Here is a 14,190-nt window from a genome sequence, read left to right on the forward strand (position 1 = left end):
TTATGTCAAATATTTTTATTATACTTTTTCCATAGAGATGTTCTACTTATTCCAAGAACTTGTGCAACTTCATTTTTGGAAAGCCCCTGAGCAAAAAGCATGCTTATTATTTTTTCTTCAACATACTTATTTACTTCTTTTATATCTATACTTACCTTACCATCATTTATCTTACTTATATCTATGACTTTATCTGTAGTTTCCATACTGGCTGTTGTTTCAACATTAAATTCTTCTACACTGGAACTAGGTACTGCTTCTTTAGCCTTAAAGTTTTGCTCTTTTCTTAATTTAATTTTCCCTGTCACAACATACTTTTGAGCTATTGTTTTTAGCTCTCTAACATTTCCAGGCCAACTATAATTATATAGCGCATTTATCTCATCCTTAGTTATAGCAAAATTTTCATCTATACTGTTTATTCCATGTAAACCATCATCCTTTAAAACTTCATTTACAAAATTATTAAACAATGGTATTATATCTTCTCTTCTATCTCTTAAAGGAGGGATATTTATCTCTAAACTACTTAATCTATAAAATAAGTCAGCTCTAAATGTACCCATAACTATTTTTTCTGTTAAAGATTCATTGGTAGCTGCTATGATTCTAATATCCAAAGGTATTATGTAGTCAGAGCCAATTCTCATTATTTGTCGCTCCTCTATTACTCTTAATAGTTTTGTCTGAATATTAAATGAGAGACTGTTTATTTCATCAAGAAAAAGAGTTCCTCCATGAGCAAGTTCAAATAACCCTCTTTTTCCACCTTTCCTAGCACCTGTAAATGCACCTTCTTCATATCCAAAAAGCTCACTTTCAAGTAAATTTTCTGCTATAGTAGCACAGTTTATAGCCACAAAAGGCCTGTCTTTTCTTTTGCTTATATTATGTATACTATGGGCTATAATTTCTTTACCAGACCCACTTTCTCCATAAAGTAGCGTTGTGTAATCACTTTTCCCAATTTTTTTAGCTTCTTCAATAAATTCCTTTGTTAATTTATCTTTAAATAAAAAATCATCAAAAGTATATCTAGCATATAGACCTTTTTGATTTAAATCAAACCTTATTTTTCTTTCTAAATTTTGTAGCTTAGTTATATCTTGTATTATTCCTAAAACTCCATAAGTGCTATCATCTACTTTTATTAATGTTGTTCTAGTATTAACAATCAAGTTGTTTATATTTCTTATCTTCCTATCTTCTACATCATCTTTCTCATGTAGACAATCTAATAGCCATCCCATTTTTGGAAATATATCTAGAATATATTTATTAAGCGCGCATTTTCTTTCTACTTTAAGCATGTTTTTTGCACTTTCATTGTACAAAATTATACTTCCATTACTATCTATAGCAATTACTCCATCTTTTATACCATCTAATATATTTCTTAATACTTCATTATTAAATTTTTCCTCGCCTAATGTATCTAATAATTTCTTACAATACTCAACAGCTTCTCTTATAGATTCGTCACTGGCAGTTGCAAATACACTATCAATACCATATTGTCTCGCAAAAGAACACGCTAGACCTCCACCAACTATTACAACTTCATCTTTTTGGTCTATATACTTTACAACCTTACTTCTTATTTCGTATTTAGATTCAAACCATTCTTCAGTTATTTCAGTACTTATGACATTTCTCCAACCAACATAATCAAAAGAAACTTCATTATCTCCAAGTATTAATACTACTTTTTTAGAATATCGCTTTGCCATTTCTATTGCTCTTAGAAGGTCGGTTGATTTCATATTCATGGGTATTACAGGTACACTTACTGTGTCTATTACTAAACTATAACCTCCTCCTCTACCGATTATAGCTTGAGCACCTTTCTCAACAAGTATACGTCCTTGATTTTCCATTAAATCAAGATTAAGTATGTCGATTATTATAGTTCCATTTTCTACATCTTCTCTATATAATTCTTCTATTCTTTCTTTTAATTCAATATCAGAGGCTATAATTCCTATCTTCTTTTGCAATAAAATCACCTCAATTTTAAATTATAGTATATACTGATTTCTACCTGCTTTTTTTGATTTATATAGGTTTTTGTCTGCATCTTCAATTAATATCTCGACATCTTTTCTACTACGACATCTTTTTATACTTACTCCAGCACTTATAGTCACATAGTTTTCTACTTTAGAGTATATATGTTCAATTCCTTCAAATTCAAGAAGTTTAAAAACTCTTTTAATATATATTTCTATCTTATCAATCTCTTCAACATTTATTGATTTTATAGAATCTACTAATATTAAGATTTCCTCTCCTCCATATCTAATTATGTGTTCAGTAATATCTATAAATACATTTTTTATAATGTCAGTTACTTTAATTATAACTTTATCTCCTGCTGGATGACCATAGTTATCATTATAGCTTTTAAAATAATCCATATCAATCAATATTGCCATCATATTTTTATCTCTATCTTCATTGAATAAATTCAATTGTTGTTCTAAGTATCTTCTATTATATAGTCGAGTTAGTCCATCAGTTAGAATATCATTTTCCAATTTCTTATTATTATCTACAAGTAATCTTAAACTTTCTTGTTTTTGTCTTAATTCATATTGTTTATGAATACCTTGTGATGTTTTATAAGAATTGTTTTTTTCCCACTTATCTGAATACCAATCCATACTTTTATAATATTCAATTGCTAGTTTGAACTCTTTTTTCAATTCATATCCTTTTGCTATTAGGCCATAAAATATCGACAGTTTTTTAGGATTTAATGAACTTTTTTTAACTAAGTTTAAACCTTTCAAATAATATCTTATTCCTTCATCTACATTGTTAAATTTTATATATAAATCTCCATATAACTTATAAATATAATCTAATTTAGAATTATATATAAAAACATCTCCAAAACTTTTATATATGTTTTTTGATAAAATCAAATATGCATTTACTCTTTCAAAATTACAAGTATCTTTCTTTAACTCTATTTCGGCTGAATATAAAAATATGAATGAGTACAAATAATCTTTATATACGCCTTCAACAACATCCATCAGTTCTATAGTTTTTTCTAAAACAACTTCTGCTTCTTTATTCATATCTTCTTTTAAATATGCCCATATAAGGTCTATTTTTATTGCTACTCTTTCAGTTGAACATACTGAATTATTATTATGTGCAACATCTAGTGCATTTTTTATATACTTTATGGCTTCTCTGTTATTCCCACTTTCTAAATAACAGAGGCTTATTATACATTTGCAAAAAGCTTCTATAGAATATAGATTATTTTCCTGGGCTAATCTTAGACATTCAATCAAATACTCCATACTTTTTATAAAGTTGTTAAATAAGTATAGATATACCCTACCAAATATATAATTCGCTCTACTTACAAGAACTTTATTTTTTAATTTTTTAAAAAAAGATACTTCCTCTACTAAGAGTACTACTTCAGATTTAGTTTTATATAGTGCACTTATTTCTACACATAAACTCATGTTAAACAAAACCAATAATTCATTCAAACGTTGTTGTTTTATAATTTTTTTGGCTAAAAAATAAAAATGATTTGCTTTATCGTATTTTTTTATAGAAATAGCAGATAGAGTAAGATAAATATAAATCTTAGATATTATATCTGCATCATCTTTTAGTGATAATTGTTTAATATCTTTTAGTGAAACTATCAAATAATTATACGATGCTTCTCTATCTTTTTTTACATAGTTTATTAGACTAATTAAATATAAAATATAGACTCTATCTTTAGCATCTATTTTTGTATTTAAAAGGTCTTTGTGATAATCCAAGATGTAGTTTAAATCGGTCAAATTCAGATAGAACTTAGTCAACATATCATATTCTATCTTTTTTATATTTCTCTTTAAATCTTCTATTAAACTCCCTTTCAAGTAAATCACCAATCCTATTTCAAGAGTTAAAAATTCTTAAAATCATAATAATGCAAACATCTATTTCTTCCAGTTTGTTTTGCTTTGTATAAGGCTTTATCCGCATTTTCAATTATTTCACTTATATCTATACTACTATTTTTACAAGTATCAATACCAATACTAATCGTCAAATCATCATTTAAGAATTTTTTTACAACCTTACATAACTTTTTTCCAAATACTTTGCTTTTTCTATAATCTTTGCATATAGACAATATTAAAAATTCCTCTCCTCCATACCTTATAACAGACATGTCCTCTTTTAAATATTTTTTTATTATCATAGTTATATTTTTAAGAGCAATATCTCCATTATAATGACCATGAGTGTCATTGTATTCCTTAAAATAATCTACATCTATCATAAATGCAGAACTGTACTCACTAATCTCTTGTTTTTCTAAGAAATTATTTAAATATGCTCTATTATAAGCATTTGTCAAAGGGTCGATGTATTTTTTCTTATCTAAATCGAGTTTTATTTTTTTCATATTATTTATTTCTTTTTCGATATGTTCATGTCTATAATTTAAGGAGTCTATATAATTTCTATTCCTAGCTTTCATATACATCTGTTTTAACTCATAGTACATTTTAAAGTATCTCATACTCATTTCATAATCTTGTATCTTCTCAAAACACATGTGTATAGTTTTATATGCTTCTTTCACATAATTATAATTTTTAGCTTCTTTAGCCTTTTCAAGAAGTTTTTTGCTTGTAATCAAAGACTTTTCATAATCTTCAAATATATAATATATATTAATCTGATGATAAATCACTTCTAAATCATATATTATATACTCTTCTACATTATTTATGTTATTTAATAAACTTTTAGCCCGATTTAAATAACAAGTTGATTTCTCAAATGATTTTTCATTACTTTCTGCATAGTACATAGCTAGATTTATACATAAGTCTAATTTTTCTACTTCTTTTAAATCTTGATTCTTAAATTTTTCCAAATATACTTCAGATTTTGCTAAATTATTTATAGCACCTGAATAGTCTTTAGTTTTTATTAATAATTTAGTTATGTTATTTGATGCTCTATACTTTTGAATTATATTTACGTTTGTATATTTCTTATTCTTTATTACTTCATTAAAGTATCCTCTTGCTCCTTCATAATTTTCAAATGAACATTCACATTCCCCTAGCTTTATATCGCATAGTGAGCATACTTCTATATCTTTTGATAACTCTGCATATTTTCTTGCTTTTAAGAAATTCATTTTAGCAATTAATGCATCATCTAAAAACAAAAAATATATCTTACCAATTATAAAAAAATATATTTTTTTACAATTAAAATCATTAGTTTCTTTTACTTTTATATATAAGTCTTCTATTTCCTTAATTATTATAGAAGAATCAATACATTTACTTGCTTTAATATAAATCAATTGAGATTCAAAGATAATTTCTTCCACTAAAAAATTGCTCCCCTTACAAATAAGATTAAATTTATCTATATATAGATCTGCTCTATTTACATCTTCATTCTTTAAACTTAAAATGGCTATTTGTGAATAAAATCGTGCTAAAAACACATAATCTTTAGGTAAGTATTGTTCAATATATTTACAGGAAATCAAAATATACTTTTTCATTTTTTCACTAAATCCTTGAATACCATACAGTAAAGCTAGCAAAAAATTTAATTTTAATAACATTAAACTACTTTGTTCAGTTTTGTAGGAATTAATTGAATTGTTAATTTCATCAATTCTTTTTTCAAAAAAGTTATCATTATTTAATAGTTTTTCATTCAAGGTCAGCTTAAACATTGAATCTAAAATTATACTATCTATATCTTCCAAATATTTATTATATATTGTAACCCACCTCCGACTTTCATTATCTCATAAATTTAGTAATTTTCCATACTATTTTTAAAAAAAGTCGGTGTCTTAATTTAGAAATTTCTCCTAAATTAAGACATAAATTACACTAAACTATACAATTTTCTATTTGAATTATATAATCTTGACAATTTTCGCAAATTATCACACTTACAATGTAACTATTATCAACTTTATTTGCTCTTGATAATTTATTAAAAGACATCCCTTTATAATCACTAGATATATTACTTATTACATATTTTCCATCCTTACTAAAAATATAAAAATGATATTCTAAAAACGGAAAGAATTTTTTCTTTTCTTTTACACCCTCCAAGCATAATGGGCATGCTTCTTGATAGTATTCTATATCAAAATCAACATCTTCTGATTCATTAAGTATCTCAATTATTTTTGGAATGCTTATTTCTTGAATTGGACTTTCTTCATCATTTATTAAAGCACTGCAATTATCTTCTTTTAATAAATATTCCTTGTCTTCATATATAAACTTGTACAAACTCATATTATATCCTCCTAATAATTATTAATCTCCCAAGTTATTCTACCACTTAAACATTCTTAATAAAAGTAATTGTTATATAATTTTATAATATTTCTTATTAAGTAAGTTATATACATATATTGTATACATATAATTTACTTAATTATCTTAAAACCCAACTTTACGTTTTGAACATCCAGTTTTTCAAAACCTATTGTCAAAATTCACTTTACCTATTAATATAAGTATATGAATACAGAGATTGGATATAGATGTAACACACTTAACTATTTTATAAGATACGATTTAGTATCAAATTTTATATATTGTATAGGGGGAGATACAGATGTATAAAGATAAAAGTGATGAATGTATACACTTAATGACTGCATATATTGATAGCATAAGTGGATATTATTCATTTATAGACACACAATTAGATGACTTTATGGTGAAGTATGGTGAAAACATTGTTGATTCAAATTTACATAGCATAATGATGTTGCTTTGTAAATGGGGATTAGCCTAACATTTCGAGCAACTTTTTTGTATATTGTATTCTATATTATTTATTCATTGATAAAAAAGAAATTGACATAAATTTAAAGGCTATATATAGATTAAAAAAATCTATATATGGCCTTTTTGAATTTTAATAAATATCCTATATATATACTATATCAACAAAAACAATTTAAGTTTATTTATCTAATATGCTATAATTTACTTACCTACAATAATAAAAATATCTAATATGTATTATTCAGTTTAACTAATCACAATATCATCTCTTCATTTACAATTAAGATATTTTCAATATAGTAATACTCAATTTTAATATAATGAAAAGGAGAATTTGATATGAACTATAATGAATTATTAGAATCTGCTAGAGATAACTTTAATGGAAAGTGTAAAGTCTGTAAGATTTGTAATGGATTAGCTTGTGCTGGAAATGTTCCTGGCATGGGAGGAAAAGGAAGTGGCTCTTCTTTTATAGAAAATAGAAGAAGCTTGGAAAGAGTAAAAATAAATATGAGAGTAATACATAATGTTTCAAATCCAGATACTACTATCGAGTTATTTGGTAAAAAAATGAGTGCTCCTATATTTGCTGCACCTGTATCAGGTACTATGTTAAATATGGGTGGTAAGATTTCTGAAAAAGAATACATAGAACCTGTTGTTAGAGGTTGCTATAACTCTGGAATCTATGCCATGGTTGGAGATACCAATGTAGATACTTTTTTATTGGATAATTTAGGCGTTTTAAAAGATAGTGATGGAGATGGAATTGTATTTATAAAGCCTTGGAAAAATTCAAAGATAATAGAAAAAATTAGATTATCTGAAGAGGCTGGTGCTTTTGCAGTTGGTGTAGACCTTGATGCTTGTGGATTAATTAATAATCAGCTTCAAGAAAATCCTTTTTCACCTAAGACAGTTGAAGAGATTAGAGAGTTGGTTGAAGCGACTAGATTGCCTTTTATAATAAAAGGGATTATGACTGTGGATGATGCTTTGATGGCTGTAGAGTCTGGAGCTAGTGCTATTGTTGTTTCAAATCATGGTGGACGAGTTCTTGATTATACTCCTGGTACTTGTGAGGTGCTTCCAGATATAGCTAAGGCTGTAAAAGGAAAGATAACTATACTTGCTGATGGTGGTGTTAGAACTGGTGTTGATGTGGTTAAGATGCTAGGTTTGGGTGCTGATGCTGTTTTGATGGGAAGACCTTTTGTTACTGCTTCTTTTGGTGGAGGTCTTGATGGTGTTGAGTTTTTTATAGATAAGGTTAGGAATGAGTTATGTGAGACTATGATTTTAACTGGTTGTCAAGAGGTTAAGGATATTGATGGTAGGGTTATATGGAAGTGATTATAAAAGATTTAATTAAACTAACTTCTAACAAGAATACCTTTAATTATTTTAAATAAAAAGAAGAAATAATAAGCTTATTAGCTTATTATTTCTTTAATTCATTTTTATGGAATTCTATTTCCTGCAGCTTCCCAAGTTTGTTTTCCTACAATTCCATCCTTTGTTAAACCAAGTTTACCTTGTAATGTCTTAACTGCATTATATGTATTACTTCCAAATTGACTATCAGGTTCAATATTAACACCTGCCAAATTTTTACATAAAATTTGAGTTAAATGTACTGGGTTACCTGATGTAATATGCCCATAACCTACAGTAACATCTGTACTTACAGTATACTTCTTACTTCCACCTTCAACTGTGAAATAACCACCTTTTTTAGAATATGCAACATCAAACCAAACTCTAGCCTCTTTATACATATCTAAATTATACATATTAATACCATCATCAGGCACAAAGATTAAGTTCTCTGGAGAAGGTTCTATATTAAACTCCTCACAACTCTTCTCATACCCTTTCTTGACTTCTTCTGGTGCATTTTTATATGTAAATTCATATCCTGAAATTGTAAATGATTTTTCATCAGATTTTTCATTTGATATATTCACATAGTTAGAACTTTTATTATCTGAATTTGCAAATACAATATTACTAAATGTCAAAGTCAGACAAGATGTAATTACCAAAACCTTTGTTATTTTTTTCAATATTCTACTCCTCCTTGATATTTTTATTGTAAAAATATTATATTTAAATATTTATTTATAAATTTAATAGTCTTGATACATACGTGTACGACCTGATAAACCTTCCTCTTTAAGATCAGCCTTTGTATTATTGAGAATCCCTATTGTCCTCAAAATATTAGAGTTATCAAAACTAATTTTTTCGATATTAAGATAAGTTATTGAAGATATACAAATCAAAATCAAGGCTATCAAAATACCACTTCTTCCCTTTTTCTTAATGATGCTATCCAATCTCTTTTCTAAATTTGTCCTATTAAACTCTGTAGTTAAAATTCCACTCTGATAATTTTTACTCATCTTAATTGACTTTATAAGTGCTAATGCATATTCTTTCTTTTCTTTTAAAGAACAATCAACCAAAACGCTTTCATCACAACACAATTCACAATCTAGATTTATTCTATTACTCATTATATAAACAAGTGGATTAAACCAATATATTATTTTCACAAATAATACTGCAAACTTTATTAAAATATCTTTATTTTTAAAGTGCATCAATTCATGTCTTAAAATCCAGTTTAACTCCTCCTTACTATAAGGATAATCTGGTAAAAATATATATGATTTAAATAATCCCATACCTGCTGGACTTATTAGCTCATCAGAACCTCTCAATTTAATTTTCTTTTTTATATTTAATTCTTTTAATAAGTTTTCGTAAATACAATTAGCGTCGTCATCTTCTATATCATAAGATACATCAACAACAAGGTTTTTAAATCTTATATATTTTATAAGTGAATAGCCTGCAATGAATATAGTTACAATTACCCATAAACAGGTCAGATAAAGCATAAAATTATTATCTATAGGAATATTGACTTGTGTAATATTATTTTCTATTCCATTTCTTTTTAATTCTTTTACCTCATACATTATTGTGTAATTAAACATAAAAAATAACATTCTAAAAATTATTATCAACCAAATATAATAATTAAATTTTTTACTAAGATTCTTAAATAAACATTTTTTCAAAAATAATAATAGACAAATACAAATACTACATATAACAGATACCTGCATAATATTTTCAAAGATATGTAACATATAATTACTCATCCCCTAGATTACTAAAATAGCCTTTTGAAAAATTAGCTTATATATTTTTTTCTCTTTATATAATACTGAACTTAAACAAGATTGTACAACATGTATAACTATACACTTTTTAGGTATGTAAATTTTTTTACTTGTATCAATAAAAACTATTGCATATAAATATTTATTTCTAAATTTAATAGTCTTGATACATACGTGTACGACCTGACAAACCATCTTCTTTAAGGTCAGCTTTTGTATTATTGAGAATCCCTATTGTTCTCAAAATATTAGAGTTATCAAAACTAATTTTTTCAACATCAATATAAGTTATTGAAGATATACAAATTAAAATTAGTGCTATCAAAATGCCACTTCTACCCTTTTTCTTAATAATGCTATCTAATCTCTTTTCTAAGTTTGTCTTATTAAATTCTGTAGTTAAAATCCCACTTTGATAATTTTTACTTAACTTAATTGACTTTATAAGTGCTAATGCATATTCTTTCTTCTCTTTTAAAGAACAATCATTCAAGACACTTTCATCACAACACAATTCACAATCGATATTTACTCTATTGCTCATGATATAAACAAGTGGATTAAACCAATATATTATTTTCACAAATAACACTGCAAACTTTATTAAAAGATCTTTGTTTTTAAAGTGCATCAATTCATGTCTTAAAATCCAATTTAACTCATCCTTACTATAAGGATAATCTGGTAAAAATATGTACGATTTAAATAATCCCATACCTGCTGGACTTATCAGTTCATCAGAACCTCTTAATTCAATTTTCTTTTTTATTTTTAACTCCTTCAATAAATCTTTATAAAGACAGTTAACATCATCATCTTCTATATCATAAGATACATCGACAACAAGATTTTTAAATTTTGTATATTTTACAAAAGTATATACTGCAATAACTATAGCTACAAATATCCATAAATAAGCTAAATACAACATAAAATTATTATCTGTAGGAACAGTGATTTCTGTAATATTATTTCCTACTACATTATTACTTTTTGATTCTTTTACTTCATACACTATTGTATAATTAAAAAGAAAAAGCAACATTCTAAAGACTATTACTAACCAAATATAATAATTGAACTTTTTACTAAAATTCTTAAATAAATATCTTTTCAAAAATAATAATAGACAAATACCAAGACTACATACAATAGTTGTCTGTATAAGATTTTCAAAAACTTGTATCATATAACTATTCATCCTTTAAATTATCAAAGTAATTTTCTAGAAAATCCAGCTTATTTTTATCTATAGCTTCATCCTCATGTAAAGCTGAAATTAAACTTACCAAAGAATCATTATGTATATTACTTAGGAAATCCTTTGTCTCAAAGTTTAAGTATTCCTGTTGCTTAACCACTATTGTGTAATGTGTATATCTATCTATTTTTTGAGCATATAAGAATTCTTTTTTTACTAGTCTTGATAAAAGTGTCAGTGTTGTGGTTTGTTTCCATCCATATTCTTGCTCCATTGCTTCAATAACATCTTTTGATGTCACTGTAGCATCTACTCTCCAAATAAATTTCATTACTTTTAGTTCTGCTTGTGGTATTTTTTTTATCATGATTTACACCTCCCCCAAAACTCTTTCTAACATAATTCTACAACAAGAGAATTTTTTAGTCAAATACTTTATGAAAAAATTGTGAATTTTTACATTTTATGTTAATTTTCTAATCTTTTTTAAAATATTATAAGTTAGATTTAATAATACAATTCATTAAATTTTTTATTATATTATTAATAACGACAATATATTAATATTTTTTATCTTGAGTAGTACCTAATTATGAATATTCTTTTTTACATGCAAAGAACATTATAATACTTTTTGGGGAAATAAACTAGACTAATCTTTAAATCGCTTTTGATATTAAATTTTTATGTATATTTTTTAAAAAGCTTTTGTTTCAAAGCTAAAATACTTTCTTTGTTTTATTACCACACTATAGTGTAAGTCAATTTATGCATAAATAAATTCTATCTCAATAGAGTCTTATATGCAAGAGAATTAAAGCAAACCTTTTCATCCAATTTTTACCATATAAGTTTTTTAAAATTCTTCTTTTTTCATATCCTATCGTTTCCTAAAGCTTTTTCTAGCCTAAGTCAATAATAGGCACCTTTTAACAAACAACCACATAGAAGTATTTCCATATAATTTATGCATTCGTTTTATTTTTTTAAGCAAAATTTATTTCATAATTTAAAATCTTTTTTATTTTCTCATAATAATATTGAATAATGGATTATATTCTAGTATTATATAGGTGTAGAATAAAACTAAATCGGCAAAACTAGAGAAATTTAGTGACGCAAAGCTATAGGGACTAAGACTTATAAAGTATCTTATGAGTTATGTCAGCCAGTTGCCAAAAAGATATTTTCTTTTTGTTTTTATGAAAGTTTTTTAGGGGGATGTAAAATGTTTATAGAGAAAATAGATACGTGTACACATGTATTAACTGCTTATATTAGTAGTTCACATGATTATTGTAATTTTATAGATACACAGCTAGATGATTTTATGCTAGAGTACGGAGAAAATGTAGTAGAATCATATTTATATCAAGTGATGGTCTTGGTAAATAAGTATAATTAGATAGATTTTATTTTCTAGAAAATCCTTTTTAGTTTTATCTACTTTTAAATAATCTTATAATAAATGATACGAATTTAATTCAAATATATTTCTTTTTTGTATTATAATCGTTATGGTTTTATTTTTTATAAAATCCAATAGAATAAAAATACAAAATAATATCAAAAACAAAAAAAGAAACTACAATCTATTGCTCTAGAGTGAAGTTTCATAATCAATCATAGTAAGTTATTTTTTATAACACTCAATTTTTATATCAAGCTAAAAATCGCTCTTTCACAGAGTGACTTTTTACTTTTTGAGAAATAATATATATTTCTTAAGAAAGAATAAATGTATATAAATCTAGCTCTTAAAATAACACTCTAAATAAAAATTCCCTCATTTCTCCAGTTCATTTCTTATTAATAGATTGACTGTAGAATATAAAACTATAAATATTTTCAAGAATATATAAAATAATTTGCCACCAAATTACAACTTATAGTAGCAATATGGTGACAAATCAAACTTTTGTTATATTATATTAGAAACACTAGTTTTTTTATTTTTTAATCAATTTCTGACTTAAATGGAGTGTCATCAGCTTTTGCTATTCTGTATTCTTTATCAGTTATATAACCAAGTTCATGCATTTTATACAACACCGTCAACTGTCTCTTTTTAGCCTCTCCATGGTCAATATACCTCGCAGGATTATTGGTCATCCCCGCAAGCATAGCACACTCAGCTAGGTTTAACTCTCCAACTTTTTTACCAAAATACACCTCAGCTCCTTTTGCAGCTCCATATGCATTTTTTCCTAGGTACATATTATTTAGATACGCTTCAAGGATTTCATCTTTACTCATAATCTTATTCATCTGCTTTGCATTATACATATCCCTTATTTTTCTCTTCATAGTTTTATCATCACTTGTAAGCAGATTTTTTGAAACTTGCATATCTATAGTACTTCCACCTTGTGTTGTGTCTGTAAACACATTATTAAGTACTGACCTAGCTAAGGAAATAACATCTACTCCTCTATGCTTATAAAATCTCTCATCTTCTATTGAAACTATAGCCTGTTTTAAGTCCTTTGGCATTTGTTTTATACTGACAACCTCACTACTTATATATTTAGACTTAATTAATTTTTTAGTGACTTCAGGTGAACCTTTTATAGCTGAAACTGTAAAAATTGCACCTGCCACTGAAAATATAATAAGTGCCACTAACATAACAGATAATAATGCTCTAGCTATTTTAATTCTCTTTTGCTTTCTTCTTTTTTTGCTTTTTAATTTTCTATCTCTTTGCTTGTACTCAACTCTTCGTCTATCTCTCTGACTATAATCTGTATTTAAAGGTCTTACATTATCTCTTGTAAAACTATCTCTTTTTATAATATTTTGTGAATCTACCTTTTCACTCATTCTTTTACTAGAGGCTGTCTGAGAATTTTTATTTTTTTTACTTGTTGAAGTATAAGAATGTTTAGATTTTTTATTACTATCTTTATTATTACTAACTTTTTTACGTCTTATTTTATTATTATCATCATCATTGTAATAACCCATTTTA

At 25.9% G+C, this 14,190-nt stretch carries 12 protein-coding genes and 1 riboswitch; of the genes, 3 read left to right on the top strand and 9 right to left on the bottom strand.

All coding sequences use genetic code 11. The features are described 5' to 3' along the window. Positions 1 to 5: 5 nt before the first annotated feature. From IC219_RS04900 to IC219_RS04915, 4 genes are all read right to left on the bottom strand, one after another. Positions 6 to 1,997 (bottom strand): sigma 54-interacting transcriptional regulator, encoded by a 1,992-nt coding sequence (locus IC219_RS04900; RefSeq protein ID WP_255612851.1) that lies wholly within the window; start codon positions 1,995 to 1,997, stop codon positions 6 to 8. Between the two features lie 21 nt (positions 1,998 to 2,018). Beyond that, positions 2,019 to 3,845, bottom strand: a complete 1,827-nt coding sequence (locus tag IC219_RS04905; RefSeq protein WP_413926921.1) for a diguanylate cyclase domain-containing protein — start codon at positions 3,843 to 3,845, stop codon at positions 2,019 to 2,021. 83 nt (positions 3,846 to 3,928) lie between these two features. Further along, the gene (locus IC219_RS04910; protein ID WP_227860517.1) at positions 3,929 to 5,770 is read right to left on the bottom strand and encodes a GGDEF domain-containing protein; all 1,842 of its coding nucleotides are present in this window, start codon (positions 5,768 to 5,770) and stop codon (positions 3,929 to 3,931) included. Between the two features lie 130 nt (positions 5,771 to 5,900). Further along, positions 5,901 to 6,320: a DUF3785 domain-containing protein gene (locus IC219_RS04915; protein WP_227432650.1), complete on the bottom strand. Its 420-nt coding sequence runs from the start codon at positions 6,318 to 6,320 to the stop codon at positions 5,901 to 5,903. A 325-nt stretch (positions 6,321 to 6,645) separates the two neighbouring features. On the opposite strand from IC219_RS04915, the gene IC219_RS04920 reads away from it, so the two are divergent. Beyond that, positions 6,646 to 6,828: a hypothetical protein gene (locus tag IC219_RS04920; RefSeq protein ID WP_227432649.1), complete on the top strand. Its 183-nt coding sequence runs from the start codon at positions 6,646 to 6,648 to the stop codon at positions 6,826 to 6,828. Between the two features lie 332 nt (positions 6,829 to 7,160). Further along, positions 7,161 to 8,177, top strand: a complete 1,017-nt coding sequence (locus IC219_RS04925; protein WP_227830729.1) for an alpha-hydroxy-acid oxidizing protein — start codon at positions 7,161 to 7,163, stop codon at positions 8,175 to 8,177. A 107-nt stretch (positions 8,178 to 8,284) separates the two neighbouring features. Here the strand turns inward: IC219_RS04925 and IC219_RS04930 are convergent, their stop codons facing one another. The 4 genes from IC219_RS04930 to IC219_RS04945 all read right to left on the bottom strand — a co-directional run bounded on the left by IC219_RS04930 (position 8,285) and on the right by IC219_RS04945 (position 11,586). Next, a complete protein-coding gene (locus tag IC219_RS04930) occupies positions 8,285 to 8,890 on the bottom strand; it encodes a peptidoglycan-binding domain-containing protein (RefSeq protein WP_227830730.1) in 606 nt (201 codons plus the stop codon). Between the two features lie 63 nt (positions 8,891 to 8,953). After that, positions 8,954 to 9,997 (bottom strand): M56 family metallopeptidase, encoded by a 1,044-nt coding sequence (locus tag IC219_RS04935; protein WP_227830731.1) that lies wholly within the window; start codon positions 9,995 to 9,997, stop codon positions 8,954 to 8,956. A gap of 175 nt (positions 9,998 to 10,172) precedes the next feature. Then, complete coding sequence (locus IC219_RS04940; RefSeq protein WP_227830732.1) at positions 10,173 to 11,219, bottom strand: M56 family metallopeptidase; 1,047 nt, start codon at positions 11,217 to 11,219, stop codon at positions 10,173 to 10,175. Then, the gene (locus IC219_RS04945; protein ID WP_255612849.1) at positions 11,212 to 11,586 is read right to left on the bottom strand and encodes a BlaI/MecI/CopY family transcriptional regulator; all 375 of its coding nucleotides are present in this window, start codon (positions 11,584 to 11,586) and stop codon (positions 11,212 to 11,214) included. Before IC219_RS04945 ends, IC219_RS04940 begins: the two co-directional genes overlap by 8 nt. 716 nt (positions 11,587 to 12,302) lie before the next feature. Continuing rightward, positions 12,303 to 12,399: riboswitch (cyclic di-GMP riboswitch) on the top strand. 48 nt (positions 12,400 to 12,447) lie between these two features. On the opposite strand from IC219_RS04945, the gene IC219_RS04950 reads away from it, so the two are divergent. After that, entirely contained in the window at positions 12,448 to 12,624 is a 177-nt protein-coding gene (locus IC219_RS04950) for a hypothetical protein (protein ID WP_227432645.1), read from the top strand. A 551-nt stretch (positions 12,625 to 13,175) separates the two neighbouring features. Here IC219_RS04950 and IC219_RS04955 read toward each other — a convergent pair. Beyond that, the gene (locus IC219_RS04955; protein WP_227830733.1) at positions 13,176 to 14,186 is read right to left on the bottom strand and encodes a biosynthetic peptidoglycan transglycosylase; all 1,011 of its coding nucleotides are present in this window, start codon (positions 14,184 to 14,186) and stop codon (positions 13,176 to 13,178) included. Between the last annotated feature and the right edge of the window lie 4 nt (positions 14,187 to 14,190).

This window comes from Clostridioides sp. ES-W-0018-02 (assembly GCF_020658175.1).
Classification (GTDB): Bacteria; Bacillota; Clostridia; order Peptostreptococcales; family Peptostreptococcaceae; genus Clostridioides.